Origin of the sequence: Pseudomonas maioricensis (assembly GCF_022790535.1) — a bacterium.
Classification (GTDB): domain Bacteria; phylum Pseudomonadota; class Gammaproteobacteria; order Pseudomonadales; family Pseudomonadaceae; genus Aquipseudomonas; species Aquipseudomonas maioricensis.
The window spans coordinates 333651-350497 of record NZ_LOHG01000001.1; the positions used below are offsets into that span (position 1 = coordinate 333651).

At 57.3% G+C, this 16847-nt stretch carries 15 protein-coding genes and 1 pseudogene; 11 read left to right on the forward strand and 5 right to left on the reverse strand.

Going from position 1 to position 16847, the window contains the following annotated elements; genetic code table 11:
- Positions 1–115 precede the first annotated feature (115 nt).
- Positions 116–688 carry a DUF6436 domain-containing protein gene (locus tag AUC61_RS01600; protein ID WP_243244159.1) on the reverse strand — a complete coding sequence of 191 codons (573 nt, stop codon included), beginning with the start codon at positions 686–688 and terminating at the stop codon, positions 116–118.
- A gap of 92 nt (positions 689–780) precedes the next feature.
- On the opposite strand from AUC61_RS01600, the gene bipL reads away from it, so the two are divergent.
- Positions 781–1737, forward strand: a complete 957-nt coding sequence (gene bipL, locus AUC61_RS01605) for a phospholipase BipL (RefSeq protein WP_243244160.1) — start codon at positions 781–783, stop codon at positions 1735–1737.
- Between the two features lie 3 nt (positions 1738–1740).
- On the opposite strand, the gene AUC61_RS01610 is transcribed toward bipL, so the two are convergent.
- On the reverse strand, positions 1741–2499 hold the full coding sequence (locus tag AUC61_RS01610; RefSeq protein WP_122664044.1) for a DUF2059 domain-containing protein: 759 nt from the start codon (positions 2497–2499) through the stop codon (positions 1741–1743).
- 149 nt (positions 2500–2648) lie between these two features.
- On the opposite strand from AUC61_RS01610, the gene AUC61_RS01615 reads away from it, so the two are divergent.
- Both AUC61_RS01615 and AUC61_RS01620 read left to right on the forward strand, forming a co-directional pair.
- On the forward strand, positions 2649–3272 hold the full coding sequence (locus AUC61_RS01615) for a 2OG-Fe(II) oxygenase (RefSeq protein WP_243244161.1): 624 nt from the start codon (positions 2649–2651) through the stop codon (positions 3270–3272).
- 221 nt (positions 3273–3493) lie between these two features.
- Positions 3494–3931, forward strand: a complete 438-nt coding sequence (locus tag AUC61_RS01620; protein ID WP_243244162.1) for a DUF4399 domain-containing protein — start codon at positions 3494–3496, stop codon at positions 3929–3931.
- Positions 3932–4169: 238 nt separating this feature from the next.
- On the opposite strand, the gene serA is transcribed toward AUC61_RS01620, so the two are convergent.
- Positions 4170–5399 (reverse strand): phosphoglycerate dehydrogenase, encoded by a 1230-nt coding sequence (serA, locus tag AUC61_RS01625; RefSeq protein WP_243244163.1) that lies wholly within the window; start codon positions 5397–5399, stop codon positions 4170–4172.
- Positions 5400–5568: 169 nt separating this feature from the next.
- Between serA and AUC61_RS01630 the strand changes: the two are divergent.
- From AUC61_RS01630 to AUC61_RS01645, 4 genes and pseudogenes are all read left to right on the forward strand, one after another.
- Positions 5569–6962: pseudogene (locus tag AUC61_RS01630) on the forward strand (FAD-binding oxidoreductase).
- A 50-nt stretch (positions 6963–7012) separates the two neighbouring features.
- The gene (locus AUC61_RS01635; protein WP_243244164.1) at positions 7013–7678 is read left to right on the forward strand and encodes a fumarylacetoacetate hydrolase family protein; all 666 of its coding nucleotides are present in this window, start codon (positions 7013–7015) and stop codon (positions 7676–7678) included.
- A gap of 176 nt (positions 7679–7854) precedes the next feature.
- Positions 7855–8775: an SdiA-regulated domain-containing protein gene (locus tag AUC61_RS01640; protein ID WP_243244165.1), complete on the forward strand. Its 921-nt coding sequence runs from the start codon at positions 7855–7857 to the stop codon at positions 8773–8775.
- 233 nt (positions 8776–9008) lie between these two features.
- On the forward strand, positions 9009–9917 hold the full coding sequence (locus tag AUC61_RS01645) for an SdiA-regulated domain-containing protein (RefSeq protein WP_243244166.1): 909 nt from the start codon (positions 9009–9011) through the stop codon (positions 9915–9917).
- Positions 9918–10050: 133 nt separating this feature from the next.
- Here the strand turns inward: AUC61_RS01645 and rpiA are convergent, their stop codons facing one another.
- On the reverse strand, positions 10051–10722 hold the full coding sequence (gene rpiA, locus AUC61_RS01650) for a ribose-5-phosphate isomerase RpiA (protein ID WP_243244167.1): 672 nt from the start codon (positions 10720–10722) through the stop codon (positions 10051–10053).
- Positions 10723–10957: 235 nt separating this feature from the next.
- Between rpiA and ilvA the strand changes: the two genes are divergently transcribed.
- Entirely contained in the window at positions 10958–12472 is a 1515-nt protein-coding gene (ilvA, locus tag AUC61_RS01655) for a threonine ammonia-lyase, biosynthetic (RefSeq protein WP_243244342.1), read from the forward strand.
- A 160-nt stretch (positions 12473–12632) separates the two neighbouring features.
- Positions 12633–13061, forward strand: a complete 429-nt coding sequence (locus AUC61_RS01660; RefSeq protein WP_243244168.1) for a DUF2269 family protein — start codon at positions 12633–12635, stop codon at positions 13059–13061.
- Between the two features lie 155 nt (positions 13062–13216).
- On the opposite strand, the gene AUC61_RS01665 is transcribed toward AUC61_RS01660, so the two are convergent.
- On the reverse strand, positions 13217–13873 hold the full coding sequence (locus tag AUC61_RS01665) for a histidinol-phosphatase (protein ID WP_243244169.1): 657 nt from the start codon (positions 13871–13873) through the stop codon (positions 13217–13219).
- 142 nt (positions 13874–14015) lie between these two features.
- On the opposite strand from AUC61_RS01665, the gene AUC61_RS01670 reads away from it, so the two are divergent.
- Positions 14016–14495, forward strand: a complete 480-nt coding sequence (locus tag AUC61_RS01670; RefSeq protein ID WP_027898512.1) for an RNA pyrophosphohydrolase — start codon at positions 14016–14018, stop codon at positions 14493–14495.
- Between the two features lie 21 nt (positions 14496–14516).
- The gene (gene ptsP / locus AUC61_RS01675) at positions 14517–16796 is read left to right on the forward strand and encodes a phosphoenolpyruvate--protein phosphotransferase (RefSeq protein ID WP_243244170.1); all 2280 of its coding nucleotides are present in this window, start codon (positions 14517–14519) and stop codon (positions 16794–16796) included.
- Positions 16797–16847 lie beyond the last annotated feature (51 nt).

Sequence of the window (16847 nt, forward strand, 5' to 3'; positions counted from 1 at the left end):
CGCCATCGCTGCCTCGCGGTGTTCGTGAGCTCCTACAGAGCGAACTTCAATTCAGTGGTAGGCATGTAGTTTGATAGGAGCGATGCAATGTTGCGGCAGGCAGGAGGGTGCACTGCTAGTCGTTCCATCTGCAATAGCATCCGACCGCCATGGTGTGCGTCGCATTCACCGCTCGCCCTTCTATCAGCGCCTGCAGGATCGGCTCGATAAAGCTGTTGCCCGAATTACACGTCAGGCCTTCGCTGTAGGGACCGAAGTAAGCCAGCTTGCCGTCGCGATCCCAGATTGCCACGGCAGGGCTGGCGCTGATGTGTTCTGCGCCCGGCAAGTAGGCAATGGGCTTGATTGCGCTCAGCGTGGAGGGTAACTGACCCTGGCTACCGGGCTTCTGCAGCGCGTAGAAGTCCACACCACCCTGCCCAGCGAAATGCTCGATCAATTCGGCAAGGTGTTGCTGGTTTCCAACGTTGCAGGGGCAGGCTGGATCCCAGAAGTGCACCAGCCGAATTCGCCCTGGGCCCGCTACTTCAACGGGAAGGCCGAGAGCGTCTCCCGCGAAAAACACTGGCTCATTACTGAACGGTCGCAAGTAGCGACCCTGAAACCAGTCATAACCGGTCCATAAAAGCGCCGCACACATAACTGTGATGAGCCCTGCAACGAGCGTGCTACGGCGTAGGGTCTTCATTTCAGTCGCATCTGTTTGAGGACGCCTGGCTTGCCATGCTCGGGGATACAGCTGAATATCGCTGCACAGTCTATCGTCCCGCCGGAAACTCCATGTCTGCCACGTTCAACCCCGATGCACTGCGCCACAGCCTGCAACCGATGGGCGCTGCTCAGCCGCTCTCTATCGAGGGGCTGGCCTACCAGCGTTTTTACGTACTCGACAGGTTGGGGCTGGAGCGTCCACTGCGTACCTGGCTGGGCAGGATGGATGTGGGCGGCTACGAAATAGTCGGGCAAGTCTGGATACCGGATAAGCCGGTAGCGACGTTGTTCCTGATGCATGGTTTCTATGACCACATGGGCCTGTTTCGGCATTTGATCGAATGGGCGCTGAGTATGAATTTCGCGGTAATTTCCTGCGACTTGCCGGGTCACGGTCTGTCCAGCGGTTCGCGGGCCAGCATTAATGACTTCGCTGAGTATCAGGCGGTCCTGCAGCGCTTGTTTGAAGAAGCAAACGCCTTGCAATTGCCCAAGCCATGGCATCTTTGCGGACAAAGCACCGGCGGTGCAATTCTGATCGATCATCTGCTCCACCATGGTGTGGAAAGCCCCGCTCAAGGTCAGGTCATCCTGCTCGCGCCGCTGGTCAGGCCTCGTGCCTGGGGTTGGTCAAAGTTTAGCTATTACCTGCTCAACCCTTTCGTCACAGGCATCGCCCGACGCTTCAGCGAGAACTCCAACGCGCCGGCGTTTCTACCTTTTCTTCTGGCAGATCCATTGCAACCACGCCGTTTACCAACCGCCTGGGTGGGGGCGCTGGCGCGCTGGATCAAGCGTATAGAATCAGCCCCTTCAAGCCCGCGCAGCCCGATCATTATTCAGGGTGAGGCGGACATGACCGTTGACTGGCGTCATAACCTGATGGTGCTCAACGAGAAATTCACCGAGCCCCGGATACTGATGCTCAGCGAAGCCCGGCATCATCTGGCTAACGAGATACCGGAGCTGCGGGCGCAGTATTTGAACTTTGTTGAGCAGAAGATGCGTTTGGTGCTGGCGAACTAAGCGTTACTGCGCTGGAGCCAGGCTCGACGAGCTTTGCCCAACGGCCAGCCCGGCGCGAATCGCAGCCAGTGCGGCCTGATAGTAAGCCTTGCCATCGGCAGACTCGGCGAAGGTAGAGAACTCCTCCAGCTCCGGATCGGAAAGGTCGCGGTAAACGTAGAGCAGCGTGTTGTTCATGTCGGCTTCGATCTGCGCCATCAGCCGTTCGCGCTGACCATCGAGCATGCCTTGGGCCTGACCGCCGCCCAGCAAACCAGGAATCATCTGGCTCAGGCTGTCGGCGGCAACACCGGCAATCGCGAGGCTGACTTCGGCGCCAGCCTGTTTGGCGGGCAGTGCTTGCGCCAGGTGACCGATGAGCAATTGACGGGTAGCGTCGGCCTGAATCTGTGGCAGGCCTTTGGCATTTTTTGCCAATTGGTCAGGGCGGGTGGCGGTCAGTTCGGCGTTGACGATCTTGCGCCCGAGCGGTGACTGAAAGAATTGCAGCGCAGGCTTGGGGTCACGAAGACTTTCGCGCAGGCGCTTTTCTGCGCGTTGATCCATGGCTTGTGGGGCGAAGCGCTGATTGCTGTTGTTGACCAGCGCTTGAAACACCGCCGGTGGCAGGCTGTTGCGGTAGCGTTGTTGCGCGGCGTTGAGGGCGTCGTTGAAATGCGCGCGTTGTTCTGGCCAGCCCGCGACCTTGTACAACTGGTCATAGCTGTCTGCCCAGGCGGGCATCGTGCAGAACATCAACAACACAACAAACAAACGGCGCATAGGGACTCCTGTCGGCAGGCCGCTATTGTCCCGGTGGTTGCGGGGCTTTGTCGAGTTATGACTTCGCCTGCACTGTGAAATTTCATGCACTTGGCAATCTGCCGAGTGCTGGAGCTTCCCGATTCTCGGGCGGCTGGATACTATGCGCCATGCAAATCGCCTCTGATCATCCGCTGCTGCTTCGAATAGTCGACGACCTCGCCGCACGCGGTTGGTCGCAGCAGAATATTTTCCTGCCTGAAAGCCTGACGCTTGAGCTTGCCGACGAGTGTCGCACGCGCGCAGCCGAGGGCGAACTCGCGCCTGCCGCTGTCGGACGCGGGCCATTGCAAGAGATTCGCGAGGGCATTCGTGGCGATCATATCCAATGGCTGGAACCCGGTCAGTCAGAGCCTTGTGATCGTTATCTGGGTTTGATGGACAGCCTGCGTCAGGCGCTCAATCGCGGTCTGTTTCTAGGGCTGGAAGACTTCGAGAGCCACTTTGCGCTTTATCCACCCGGTGCGTTTTATCTCAAGCATGTGGACCGTTTCCGTGACGATGACCGGCGGATGGTCTCTGCCGTGGTATATCTCAACAATGCCTGGTTACCCGAGCATGGCGGGCAATTGCGCATGTTTCTCGACGAAGGCGTGGAATATGACGTACAGCCGACCGGAGGCTGCCTGGTGGTGTTCATGTCTGGCGATATTCCCCACGAAGTGATGCCTGCCGGTCGTGACCGGCTTTCCCTCACCGGCTGGTTTCGTCGGCGTGGGGATGGGGTGTTTTAAGTGCTTCTCAGTCGTGCAACAAACGCTTGACCTGTAGGAGCTGCCGAAGGCTGCGATAGCGGTCTGTCAGGATGAATGATTCGCAGCCTTCGGCAGCTCCTACAAAACGATGTTTGCATGAAATCTTTGTCATAAAGCCCGCTTCTCCAGAACGTTAAGCCAGTGCCGCGCTATGGTTACAGGCATGCCATTCAACGGCTGACTGCTGGACGGGAGAACTCATGAACACCCTTTTAACCAAAACTGCTATTGCTGGCCTGTTGCTGGGCGTTTCGCTGTTGGCCAGTGCTGCCGATGTTCCGCGCACGCCATCACCTGCCGGGGCTGAGGTCTACATCATTTCGCCTAAAGACGGCGCGACAGTGCCGGGCACATTCAAGGTCCAGTTTGGCCTCAAAGGCATGGGCGTTGCGCCTGCCGGTGTAGACATCCCGGAGACCGGCCATCATCACCTGTTGATCGACGTCAAAGACCAGCCAGACCTCAATGCGCCGCTGCCGATGACCGATAACATTCGCCATTTCGGCAAGGGTCAGACCGAAACCGAAGTTACCCTGCCGCCCGGCCCTCACACTTTGCAGTTGCTGGTGGGCGACAAGAGCCACATTCCGCTGAACCCGTCGGTTGAATCGAAGATGATCAGGGTGAATGTGCAATAGTCTGGGCTGGCAATAATCCCTCCAGGGCTTGCCTCGGTTTCAATGGCTCCGCAATTTCGCGCAGTAAACATTGGACCTGTAGGAGTGAGCTTGCTCGCGATAGCGTTTCATCTGGCGAGGCTTTGTGATTGTCAGATTGCTATCGCGAGCAAGCTCACTCCTACAGGTCACACGTTGGCACCGAAAATCACCCACAAAAAAGGAGACCCGAAGGTCTCCTTTTTTGAGCCAGAAGCGTTTAGAACAATACGCGGCTGCGGATGGTGCCTTTGATGTGCTGCAGCTTTTCCTGAGCCAGATCGGAATACTCGGCATCGACGTCGATGACCACATAACCGACCTTCTCGTTGGTCTGCAGGAACTGACCGGAGATGTTGATACCGTTTTCGGCGAAGACCTTGTTGATCTCCATCAGCACGCCCGGGATGTTCTCGTGGATGTGCAGCAGGCGGTGCTTGCCAGGGTGAGCAGGCAGGGCCACTTCAGGGAAGTTGACCGAAGACACCGACGTACCGTTATCGCTGTACTTGACCAGCTTCTCGGCCACTTCCAGACCGATGTTCGCTTGCGCTTCGGCGGTCGAACCACCGATGTGTGGAGTCAGGATCACGTTGTCCAGGCCACGCAGCGGGCTTTCGAAGATGTCGTCGTTCGAGCGAGGCTCAACCGGGAATACGTCGATAGCCGCACCGATCAGGTGCTTGTCCTTGATCGCGTCTGCCAGAGCATCGAGGTCCACGACCGTGCCGCGAGCGGCGTTGATCAGGATGCTGCCCTTTTTCATGGCGCGGATTTCTTTCTCGCCAATCATCATTTGGGTGGACGGCAATTCAGGCACGTGCAGAGACACGATGTCGGCCATGCCCAGCAGTTCGGTCAGGCTTGGTACCTGAGTGGCATTGCCCAGAGGCAGCTTGGTCAGCGGGTCGAAGAAGAACACCTGCATCCCGAGGCTTTCAGCCAGAACAGACAGCTGAGTACCGATCGAGCCGTAGCCGACGATGCCCAGTTTCTTGCCACGGATCTCGAAAGAGTTGGCTGCGCTTTTGATCCAGCCGCCACGGTGGCAGGATGCGTTCTTCTCCGGGATGCCGCGCAGCAGCAGGATGGCTTCGGCCAGCACCAGTTCGGCTACCGAGCGAGTGTTGGAGTACGGCGCGTTGAACACCGCAATACCGCGCTCGCGGGCTGCGCCCAGATCAACCTGGTTGGTACCGATGCAGAAACAGCCGACCGCGACGAGTTTCTTCGCGTGATCGAACATCTCTTCAGTCAACTGGGTGCGGGAGCGGATGCCAATGAAGTGAGCGTCGGCGATCTTTTCTTTCAGTTCGGCTTCCGGCAGAGACTTGGTGTGGTACTCGATGCTGGTATAGCCGGCTGCCTTGAGGACATCCACAGCGGATTGATGGACGCCTTCGAGAAGAAGGAACTTGATCTTGCTCTTGTCGAGGGAAGTCTTGCTCATCTGCTTTAACCTGTGTCCCGGAGAAATTTGGCAGTAAGTGAAGCGGTCGCGAATCGGGCCGTCAGCTCGATTGGCGGGGGGCGTATGCTAGCATATGCACCCCGCGAAACCCCATTCCTGGACGTGAAGCGTTCTCAGGATGACCATGAATTGTTCGAGAGTTCCGTCGATGATCCATTCTGCGCTGGTAGATGAACTGAAGACCCTGGTTGAGCCTGGAAAAGTGCTCACCGATGCCGCATCCCTTGAGGCTTACGGCAAGGACTGGACCAAGCAATTCACGCCCGCGCCCGTTGCCATCGTCTTTCCCAAGGCCATCGAGCAAGTTCAGGCCATCGTCCTGTGGGCCAATGAACACAAGGTCGCGCTGGTCCCGTCTGGCGGCCGAACCGGGCTGTCTGCGGCCGCGGTCGCGGCCAATGGCGAAGTGGTGGTTTCGTTCGATTACATGAATCAGGTGCTGGAGCTGAACGTCACCGAGCGTACGGCTCGCGTCCAGCCAGGCGTAATAACCAAGCAACTGCAGAACCTCGCGGAAGAAAACGGCCTTTATTATCCGGTGGACTTCGCATCCTCGGGTTCCAGTCAGATTGGCGGCAATATCGGCACCAATGCTGGCGGAATCAAGGTCATTCGCTACGGCATGACCCGCAACTGGGTCGCAGGTCTGAAGGTTGTCACCGGCAAGGGCGATATCCTTGAGCTGAACAAGGATTTGATCAAGACGCGACTGGCTACGATATGCGTCAGCTGTTCATCGGGGCTGAAGGCACGCTGGGCTTTGTCGTCGAAGCCACCATGCGCCTTGATCGCGCCCCCAAGAACCTGACGGCGATGGTGCTGGGCACTACCGATTTCAACTCGATCATGCCGGTGCTGCACGCCTTTCACGGCAAGCTGGACCTCACGGCATTCGAATTCTTCTCTGACAAGTCGTTTGCCCGCGTCATGGCGCGCGGCGACGTGCCTTCGCCATTCGATACGCCATGCCCGTTCTATGTGCTGCTGGAATTCGAGGCCACCACCGAAGATCTGGCCAATGAAGCATTGGCTACCTTTGAGCATTGTGTCGAACAGGGCTGGGTACTGGATGGCGTGATGAGCCAGAGCGAGCAGCAGCTGAAAAATCTGTGGAAGCTGCGCGAGTACATCTCCGAAACCATCTCCCACTTCACGCCCTACAAGAACGACATCTCGGTGACTGTTTCAAAGGTGCCGGCGTTCCTCAGTGAAATTGATGCGATCGTTGCCGAGCACTATCCCGATTTCGAGGTGCTCTGGTACGGTCATATCGGTGATGGCAACCTGCACCTGAACATCCTCAAGCCTGAGGCGCTCGACAAGGAAGAGTTCTTCGTCAAGTGCGCCAGGGTCAACAAATGGGTGTTCGAAACTGTGCAGAAATACAACGGCTCGATTTCTGCCGAGCACGGTGTAGGCATGACCAAGCGTGATTACCTGACGTATAGCCGTTCTCCGGTAGAAATCGAGTATATGAAAGCCATCAAAGCTGCATTCGATCCGAACGGCATTATGAACCCCGGAAAAATCTTCGCTGTTTAATGGGCCGTCACTTTATAGTGGCGTGACCACAACGAGACCAAGGAGCCGCCATGAGTTATCAGCATAAGTATGTCGACGGAACGAGCATCCACTTTCCCATGGGCAAGGCCGTGTGCGTGGGTCGTAACTACGCCGAGCATGCCAAGGAACTGAACAACGCGGTGCCTACCGAACCACTGCTGTTCATCAAGCCAGGCAGCGCGGTTGTTGCGCTGGAAGGTGGTTTCACCATCCCGGCTGATCGTGGCTCGGTGCACTACGAAGCGGAAATTGTCGTGCTGATCGGCAAGCCGCTGACCAAGAACCCGACCCGCGAAGAAGTGCTGGACGCGATTTCCGGTTTTGCTCCTGGTCTGGACCTGACCCTGCGCGATGTGCAAACCAAGCTGCGTGACAAGGGCTACCCATGGGAAGAAGCCAAGTCGTTCGACGGTGCTGCAGTCATTGCTCCGTTCGTGCCTGCTGAAACTTTCTCTGACCTGACCGATATCGGCATTCGTCTGACCATCAATGGCGAAGTTCGTCAGGACGGTAACAGCCGCGACATGCTTAACCCCATCGTGCCAGTGATTCAGCATATGGCCGCCTGCTTCTCGCTGCAGGCTGGTGACGTGATCATGACCGGCACTCCGGCAGGCGTTGGCCCGCTGTTGGCTGGCGATGAGCTGGTCCTGGAGCTGGTAGGACAGAAGCCCTTCGAAAGCAGCGTTCGCTGATTTTTTTCGCGGTGACCGAAACCGTCTGCGATAAGTGTCGCAGGCGGTTTTTGCGTTTTATGGGGCTTAAATAGAACAATTGGCGTTTTTTTCACAATTGATCTGGATAATCCGGCCTCCAGCAGCCTTCGCTGCGGCACTGTGCCATCGCCTGTTATTCATAATCGGGAACGCTCATGACCACCCCCTCATCGGCTGCAAAATCGTCGCGTCGTCCATTTCGCCTGCGCTGGTACGGTTTGCTGCTTCTGGTTGTTGTGATTGGCTACGGCGTTGCTTACGCAATGCACTGGGATGATCGTGGCCTGCTCTGGCTTGGGGAACGCTTCGAAAGCTCGACCGAGCGCGATGCAAGCGTCTGGCTGCCGGACTATGTCGTCGATATCGACGCCAAGGCGCTGCCTGGTATGGAGGATGATGAGGCGTCGGATGTGTCCTATAACCCGGTGACCAAAACGCTTTTTGCGGTCATGGGCAAGAATCCGTTCCTGGTCGAGTTGACCCTCAAGGGCGATATCCTGCGCAAAATTCCTATGCTGGGCTGGAGCAATCCTGAGGCGGTTGCCGTCATGGAGAATGGCTTCATGGCAATCGCGGATGAGCGTCAGCATCAGTTGAGCATCATCAAGGTCGGCCCGGAGACCAATTCGCTGAATTTTGCCGATTTCCCTAGCTACAACCTGGGTGCTTCCAAAAATCAGAACAAAGCGTTCGAGTCAGTCGCCTGGGATCCACGTCGTCAGCAACTGGTGCTGGGTGAAGAGCGTCCTGCGGCGATGTTTATCTGGGCGAGTAATGGCAGTGATGTTTTGACCGGTGACAAGCAGAAGGTTGTCAACAAGTCGCTGGATCTGCGTAATCTTTCCTCGTTGACCGTCGAGCCGCGTACCGGGCACACGCTGGCGCTGTCCGCGGATTCGCACATGCTGCTGGAGCTCGATGAAAAGGGCGAGCAGGTCAGTTTCATGACGTTGCTCGGTGGTTTCAACGGATTGAAAGACACCATACCTCGTGCCGAGGGCGTGGCGTTTGACGACGATGGCAATCTGTACATCGTCAGCGAACCGAATCTGTTTTATTCGTTTCACAAGAAGTGATGCACAGAGTCTTTTTCGGGCCTGCTCGGTATCCATGGCTATAAACATTGGACTGTAGGAGCTCACCGAGGTAACGAGGCCAGCGATAGCGGTTTGTCTGATACTCCGCCATCGCTGGCCTCGTTACCTCGGTGAGCTCCTACAGGAACAGTGCGTGATGGCTCTGCGCCATTAAGCTTCAATTCATATTCGCATGCTATTTATGCTGTCCGCCCCATCCTTGAGCCTTCTGAATGCGCCAGCTTCTCTCTTTCCGAAAAATCGTTGTTGCGGTCCTGATTCTGCTGGCGTTGCTGTTATTTTTTGCCAACCGTGAATACCGTTTCGCCGAACGTGCCTTATTCAACTGGCATCTGTTTTGGCAAGACAAGGACGCGCAGGCCATGGGGCTGGGTGATTATCGGGTGGTCATTGAGGGCCAGGTCATTGCCGGGCTGGAGGATGATGTTTCGGCCCTGAGCTACGACCCGGATCGCAAGAGTCTGTTTACCGTCACCAATTCAAATGCCGAAATGGTTGAGCTGAGCCTTGAAGGTCGGGTCTTGCGGCGTATTCCGCTAACCGGCTTCGGTGACGCTGAGGCGGTGGAATACATCAGCCCTGGCATTTATGTGATCAGCGATGAGCGCAAGCAGCGGCTGATCAAGGTCCATGTAGATAACGACACGACCTTTCTTGATGCCGCTGATGCTGAGCAACTTACGCTCGGCATAGGGGCCGGAAACAACAACGGTTATGAAGGGCTGGCATACGACACCAAAGGGCAGCGCCTGTTTGTGGCCAAGGAGCGGCGGCCTACACAGATCATCGAGGTGCGTGGCTTCCCCAATATGAACGCCGATGCGCCGAGCATGATTGAGGTGTCTTCTGATGCCAAGCGTGATGCGGGGCTGTTTGTACGGGACATTTCCAGTCTGCAGTTCGATGAACGCAGCGGGCATTTGCTGGCGTTGTCGGACGAGTCCCGACAAATCGTAGAGCTCGACACCAAGGGTCGAGCGGTGGGCAATGTCTCGTTAAGCCAAGGCTCCATGGGGCTTCGCAAAACCGTGCCCCAGGCTGAGGGCATCGCCATGGATGACGAAGGTAACCTGTATCTGGTGAGCGAGCCGAATCTGTTTTATGTGTTCAAAAAGCCCTGAGGCTTTTATGCCGGTTCTGTAGGAGTGAGCTTGCTCGCGATGGCGTACTCCCTGGCATTACTTATTTGAATAAAGGACCGCAATCGCGAGCAAGCTCGCTCCTACAGTCCTCCATTCACTGCGGCGCAGGCAATCAACGCGTCAGCGTTTTAACCCCTTCACTCGTGCCCAGTAGCAGCAAATCCGCAGGACGCGCCGCGAACAGGCCATTGGTCACAACGCCAACGATTGCGTTGATCTGGCTTTCCAGTTCGGCAGGATTAGTGATGTTCATGTTGTGTACATCAAGAATGATGTTGTCGTTGTCAGTCAACACGCCTTCACGGTAAACCGGGTCGCCGCCCAGTTTTACCAGTTGGCGGGCAACGTGACTGCGCGCCATCGGGATCACTTCAACAGGCAGCGGGAACGCGCCCAGCACGGGTACAAGCTTGCTGGCGTCGGCGATGCAGATAAAAGTCTTGGCCACGGCCGCAACGATTTTCTCGCGGGTCAAAGCTGCGCCGCCGCCCTTGATCAGGTTCAGGTGCTCATCGCTTTCGTCGGCGCCATCGATATAGAACTCCAGATCGCTGACGGTATTGAGCTCGTAAACCGGAATGCCGTGGCCCTTGAGACGTGCGGCAGTGGCTTCGGAGCTGGCAACTGCGCCGTCGAATGCGCCTTTATGCTGGGCCAGTGCATCAATGAAACAGTTGGCAGTGGAGCCGGTCCCTACGCCGACGATGCTTTTGTCGTCCAGTTTCGGAAGGATGAAATCCACGGCGGCCTGCGCCACGGCTTGTTTGAGTTGATCCTGGTTCATGCGGGCTCCACGGGTGCCGGGTTTTAATTTTCTGTAGGAGCTGCCGAAGGCTGCGATGGCGAGCTGTCAGGGGATCTCATTCGCAGCCTTCGGCAGCTCCTACAGAAAACGTAGTGTTCGAAGGGCGCGCATTATAGCGACATGCCAGCGCCAAAGCCCCGTGATTCGTGTGGTCGTGCATCGGAGTGCGGGTTAGACTTCCTGTCCTTGCCCTTTTGCCAGTGATGTCGCCGTGATGCTTGAACAGTACGTCAAAAAAATCCTCACCTCCCGCGTCTATGACGTGGCCGTGGAAACCCCGTTGCAGGGCGCTCGTCAGTTGTCCGAACGGCTGGGCAATCAGGTGCTGCTCAAGCGCGAAGACTTGCAACCGGTGTTCTCGTTCAAGATTCGTGGCGCGTACAACAAGCTGGCGCAGCTCAGCCCGGAAGAGCTGGCGCGGGGCGTCGTCACTGCCTCAGCAGGCAACCACGCGCAAGGTCTGGCCCTGGCGGCGAAAACCCTGGGCGTCGAAGCCACTATCGTGATGCCGAAGACTACGCCGGAAATCAAGGTGGAAGGCGTGCGCTCCCGAGGCGGCAAAGTGGTGCTGCACGGGGATTCATTCCCTGAAGCGCTGGCCCATTCGCTGAAGCTGGTGGATGAAATGGGCTTCGTTTACATCCATCCCTATGACGATCCAGACACGATTGCCGGGCAAGGCACCGTGGCGATGGAGATTCTTCGCCAGCATCAGGGCCCGCTGGACGCGATTTTTGTCCCGGTGGGCGGCGGTGGTTTGATCGCCGGTATCGCGGCCTACGTGAAGTACCTGCGCCCGGACATCAAGGTCATCGGTGTCGAGCCGGATGATTCAAATTGCCTGCAACAAGCCATGGCCTACGGCGAGCGCGTCGTGCTGCAACAGGTCGGTCTGTTTGCCGACGGCGTGGCTGTGGCGCAAATTGGTGAGTACACCTTCGACATCTGCAGGCATTACGTCGACGAAGTGATTACGGTCAGCACCGATGAAATCTGTGCGGCGATCAAGGACATTTACGACGACACTCGTTCGATCACCGAGCCAGCAGGGGCTTTGGCTGTGGCCGGGATCAAAAAGTATGTCGAGCAGGAAGAAGTCAGCGGCCAGACATTTGTCGCCATCGACTCAGGTGCCAACGTCAACTTCGACCGCTTGCGTCACGTTGCCGAGCGTGCCGAGCTGGGTGAGGGCCGCGAAGCGATCATCGCCGTGACCATCCCGGAGCAGCCGGGCAGCTTCAAGGCGTTCTGCGAAGCGATTGGCAAGCGCCAGATCACCGAATTCAACTACCGTTATCACACCGACCGCGAAGCGCACATTTTCGTCGGTGTGCAGACGCATCCGGACACTGATCCACGTAAAGGTCTGATCGCCAGCCTTACCGAGCAGGGTTTCCCGGTGATTGACCTGACCGACAACGAACTGGCCAAGCTGCACATTCGGCACATGGTCGGCGGGCATGCCGAGCGGGTCAGCGACGAAGTGGTGTTTCGCTTCGAATTCCCGGAACGCCCGGGCGCGCTGTTCAACTTCCTAAACAAGCTGGGCGGGCAGTGGACGATTTCGATGTTCCACTACCGCAACCATGGCGCGGCGGATGGTCGGGTCGTGGCGGGGCTGGTGGTGCCTGAAGATGAACGGCACCTGGTCCCGGCGGCGCTGGCCGAGATTGGCTATCCGTATTGGGATGAAAGCAAGAACCCGGCTTATAAACTATTTCTGGGCTAGGACTGACACGCGCAGGTCTATCCCTGTGGGAGCGAATTCATTCGCGAAGAGGCCGGTACAGTCGAAGCATCTTCATCGTCTAAACCAATGCCTTCGCGAATGAATTCGCTCCCACAGGGAATCTGCGTTAAACCAACGCCTCAACTGGAACCAACAGAAAATGGATCACCTCACCGCCCTGAAAACCCTGCACATCTCGGCGACGGTGCTATTTCTGCTCAGTGCCCTTGGTTTGACTATCTGGCTGATCAAGGGCCGCAGGGCAGGGTTTACCACCAACCACACCCGCCTGTTGCTTCGGCCGCGCCTGTTTGCGTGGATGCTGATGGGGCTCTGCCTGCTGACCATGCCGATTAGCGGCTGGTGGCTGGCGCACCTTGTTGGCTGGCCGCTGGGACAAATCTGGGTGCTGGGAAGTAGTGTGCTCTACACGTTGGGCGCGTTGAGCTGGCTGTGGCTGGTGGTGCGCCTGAACAAGCTGCGAATTGATCCTGCCAGAGGTGGTTTGAAGTTCACCCTGGCGTTGGCGATTTTTGCGGCCGTCTGTTTCATCGCCATTGCCGGGTTGATGGGGGCCAAGCCGGTTTGACAGGCGACTTCTTTGGAATGCCATCCTTTGTGGGAGCAGGGCTTGCCCGCGATAAGGCTGACTCGGTTCACTTAAGATCGCGTCCACCCTTATCGCGGGCAAGCCCTGCTCCCACAGGGAAGTGCATCCCATAGAGACCATTGCAAAGCCACAAATCATCCGCGCAGCGTAATCACCGGCCAGCCGCGTTTTTCAGCTTCGGCGCGCAATTTCGGGTCCGGGTCCACGGCCACCGGGTTGGCAACCTTTTCCAGCAGCGGCAGGTCGTTGAGCGAGTCGCTGTAAAAGTAGCTGTCTTCCAGGCCGAGCTGGTTCTCATCCAGCCAGCGGTTCAGCCTCGTCACTTTACCTTCGCGGAAACAAGGCACATCGGTGGTGCGGCCGGTGTAGCGACCGTCGACGATCTCACATTCAGTGGCCAGCAGCGTTTCGATACCCAGTTTTGCCACGATAGGTGCGGTAACGAAGCGATTGGTCGCGGTGATGACGACCAGCTTGTCGCCTGCTTCGCGATGCTTGGCAATCAGCTCCAGCGCCTTGGGCAGCATGATCGGCTCAATGCAATCACGCATGAAATCGCGATGCCACTCGTCTAGCTGGGCCATTTCGGTACGGCCGAGGATTTCCAGTGTGAAATTCAGATACGCCGTCAGGTCCAGGGTGCCAGCCAGGTAATCCTGATAGAACTCGTCATTACGAGTTTTGTAAGTTGCGGCGTCAAGAATGCCGCGTTCGCACAGGTAGTCACCCCAAGCGTGGTCGCTGTCGCCACCCAGAAGTGTGTTGTCGAGGTCGAATAAAGCCAGGCGCATGTGGTTACTCGCTGAAATTGCTGAAAAAAGAGCACCAGAATACGAGGTTTTCACAACTCTTCACATAACCTGCTAAGCCTCGTTGCTGCTTTGATCGGCTTTGTGGAACAATGCGGTGACATGCGTTTGCGAGGTTGTTGCCGTGATCGACCCCGATGGTTTCCGTCCTAATGTCGGGATAATTCTGACAAACGACTCCGGCCAGGTCCTATGGGCTCGGCGAATCAACCAAGATGCCTGGCAGTTTCCACAGGGTGGTATCAACCCTCAGGAGACGCCGGAAGACGCGCTTTATCGTGAATTGAACGAAGAAGTCGGGCTTGAACCTGAGGATGTGCAGATTCTTGCCTGTACTCGGGGTTGGTTGCGCTATCGTTTGCCGCAACGACTGGTCAGGACGCACAGCCAACCGCTGTGTATCGGCCAGAAGCAAAAATGGTTTCTCCTGCGCCTGGTCTCCAACGAGCAGCGGGTGCGGATGGATTTGACCGGGAAACCGGAGTTCGATGGCTGGCGCTGGGTCAGCTATTGGTATCCGCTGGGTCAGGTGGTGACATTCAAGCGCGAGGTGTATCGACGCGCACTCAAAGAGCTTGCCCCGCGCCTTTTATCGCGCGACTGACACGGAGTTCGACCCCGAGCCATGCTCAATACGCTGCGCAAGATCGTCCAGGAAGTTAACTCCGCCAAGGATCTCAAGGCGGCGTTGGGGATTATTGTGTTACGCGTCAAAGAGGCCATGGGCAGCCAAGTCTGCTCGGTCTATTTGCTCGATCCCGAAAGTAATCGCTTCGTGCTGATGGCCACCGAGGGCTTGAACAAGCGCTCCATTGGCAAAGTCAGCATGGCGCCGAACGAAGGTCTGGTTGGCCTCGTCGGTACCCGTGAAGAGCCGTTGAACCTCGAAAACGCAGCTGATCACCCGCGTTATCGCTACTTTGCTGAAACGGGCGAAGAGCGCTATGCGTCGTTTTTGGGCGCGCCGATCATTCACCATCGTCGTGTGGTGGGTGTACTGGTTATCCAGCAAAAGGAGCGTCGTCAGTTCGATGAAGGTGAAGAAGCCTTCCTCGTGACCATGAGCGCGCAGCTCGCCGGGGTTATCGCCCACGCTGAAGCCACTGGCTCAATCCGTGGTCTGGGTCGTCAGGGCAAAGGTATTCAGGAAGCCAAATTCGTAGGCGTAGCCGGTTCACCCGGTGCTGCGGTGGGCTTTGCGGTGGTCATGCTGCCGCCCGCCGATCTTGAAGTGGTGCCTGACAAGACGGTCACAGACATCGCGGCTGAGCTGGCGTTGTTCCAGACGGCTCTGGAAGGCGTGCGCAGCGACATGCGCGCACTGTCTGCCAAGCTCGCAAACCAGCTGCGCCCCGAAGAGAGAGCGCTGTTTGACGTCTATCTGATGATGCTCGACGACGCCTCGCTGGGCAGCGAAGTGACCAATGTCATCAAGGCCGGTCAGTGGGCTCAGGGCGCATTGCGCTCGGTGGTCAACGAGCACGTCAAACGTTTCGAATTGATGGACGACGCCTATCTGCGCGAGCGTGCCTCTGACGTTAAAGACCTCGGCCGTCGCTTGCTCGCGTACTTGCAAGAGGCGCGGCAACAGACGCTGGTGTATCCGGACAATACGATCCTTGTCAGTGAAGAACTGACGGCCGCCATGCTGGGCGAAGTTCCGGAAGGCAAGCTGGCGGGTCTCATTTCGGTGTTGGGTTCGGGTAACTCCCACGTCGCGATTCTGGCCCGGGCCATGGGTATTCCCACGGTCATGGGCGTGGTTGACCTGCCCTATTCCAAGGTTGACGGCATCGAGCTGATTGTCGACGGCTACCACGGCGAAGTCTTCACCAACCCAAGCGATGCCATGCGCAAGCAGTTCGCCAAGGTCGTTGAAGAAGAGCGCCAGCTGTCTCAAGGGCTGGACGCGCTGCGCGAGCTGCCTTGCGTAACACTGGACGGCCATCGCATGCCGCTGTGGGTCAACACCGGCTTACTGGCTGACGTGGCTCGCGCCCAACAGCGCGGCGCGGAAGGTGTGGGTCTGTATCGCACCGAAGTACCGTTCATGATTCAGCAACGCTTCCCGAGCGAGAAAGAACAACTGGCGATTTATCGCGAGCAACTGGCGGCTTTCCACCCGCTACCGGTCACCATGCGCAGCCTTGATATCGGCGGTGACAAGGCGCTGTCCTACTTCCCGATCAAGGAAGAAAACCCGTTTCTGGGCTGGCGCGGTATTCGTGTCACCCTCGACCACCCGGAAATCTTCCTGGTGCAGACCCGCGCCATGCTCAAGGCCAGTGAAGGCTTGAACAACCTGCGGATTCTGCTGCCGATGATTTCCAGCACCCACGAGGTGGAAGAAGCGCTGCACCTTATCCACCGGGCCTGGGGCGAAGTTCGCGACGAGGGCACCGATGTGCCGATGCCTCCTGTTGGCGTAATGATCGAAGTCCCCGCTGCTGTTTATCAGACCCGTGATCTGGCGCGTCAGGTGGACTTCCTGTCGGTGGGCTCCAACGACTTGACTCAATATCTGCTGGCCGTGGATCGAAATAACCCACGGGTTGCTGATCTTTACGATTATTTGCACCCGGCGGTACTGCAAGCCCTGCAGAACGTAGTGCGTGATGCTCATGCTGAAGGCAAGCCAGTTAGTATCTGTGGCGAAATGGCCGGTGATCCTGCTGCTGCGGTGCTGTTGATGGCGATGGGTTTCGACAGCCTGTCGATGAACGCCACTAACTTGCCGAAAGTGAAGTGGATGCTGCGTCAGATCCATCTGAGCAAGGCCAAGGAATTGCTCGCGCAACTGATGACCAACGACAACCCGCAAGTGATCAGCAGCTCCCTGCAACTGGCGCTGAAAAACCTGGGGCTGTCGCGGATGATCAATCCGGGGTCTGTGAAAGGGCATTAATCCTTGGCGTGAAATGCTTTCTCCCTGTGGGAGCGGTGCTTGCCCGCGATG

Coding starts and splice junctions, on each gene's coding strand:
- AUC61_RS01600 (WP_243244159.1), bottom strand. CDS start 688: ATGAAGACCCTACGCCGTAGCACGCTCGTTGCAGGGCTCATCACAGTT.
- bipL (WP_243244160.1), top strand. CDS start 781: ATGTCTGCCACGTTCAACCCCGATGCACTGCGCCACAGCCTGCAACCG.
- AUC61_RS01610 (WP_122664044.1), bottom strand. CDS start 2,499: ATGCGCCGTTTGTTTGTTGTGTTGTTGATGTTCTGCACGATGCCCGCC.
- AUC61_RS01615 (WP_243244161.1), top strand. CDS start 2,649: ATGCAAATCGCCTCTGATCATCCGCTGCTGCTTCGAATAGTCGACGAC.
- AUC61_RS01620 (WP_243244162.1), top strand. CDS start 3,494: ATGAACACCCTTTTAACCAAAACTGCTATTGCTGGCCTGTTGCTGGGC.
- serA (WP_243244163.1), bottom strand. CDS start 5,399: ATGAGCAAGACTTCCCTCGACAAGAGCAAGATCAAGTTCCTTCTTCTC.
- AUC61_RS01635 (WP_243244164.1), top strand. CDS start 7,013: ATGAGTTATCAGCATAAGTATGTCGACGGAACGAGCATCCACTTTCCC.
- AUC61_RS01640 (WP_243244165.1), top strand. CDS start 7,855: ATGACCACCCCCTCATCGGCTGCAAAATCGTCGCGTCGTCCATTTCGC.
- AUC61_RS01645 (WP_243244166.1), top strand. CDS start 9,009: ATGCGCCAGCTTCTCTCTTTCCGAAAAATCGTTGTTGCGGTCCTGATT.
- rpiA (WP_243244167.1), bottom strand. CDS start 10,722: ATGAACCAGGATCAACTCAAACAAGCCGTGGCGCAGGCCGCCGTGGAT.
- ilvA (WP_243244342.1), top strand. CDS start 10,958: ATGCTTGAACAGTACGTCAAAAAAATCCTCACCTCCCGCGTCTATGAC.
- AUC61_RS01660 (WP_243244168.1), top strand. CDS start 12,633: ATGGATCACCTCACCGCCCTGAAAACCCTGCACATCTCGGCGACGGTG.
- AUC61_RS01665 (WP_243244169.1), bottom strand. CDS start 13,873: ATGCGCCTGGCTTTATTCGACCTCGACAACACACTTCTGGGTGGCGAC.
- ptsP (WP_243244170.1), top strand. CDS start 14,517: ATGCTCAATACGCTGCGCAAGATCGTCCAGGAAGTTAACTCCGCCAAG.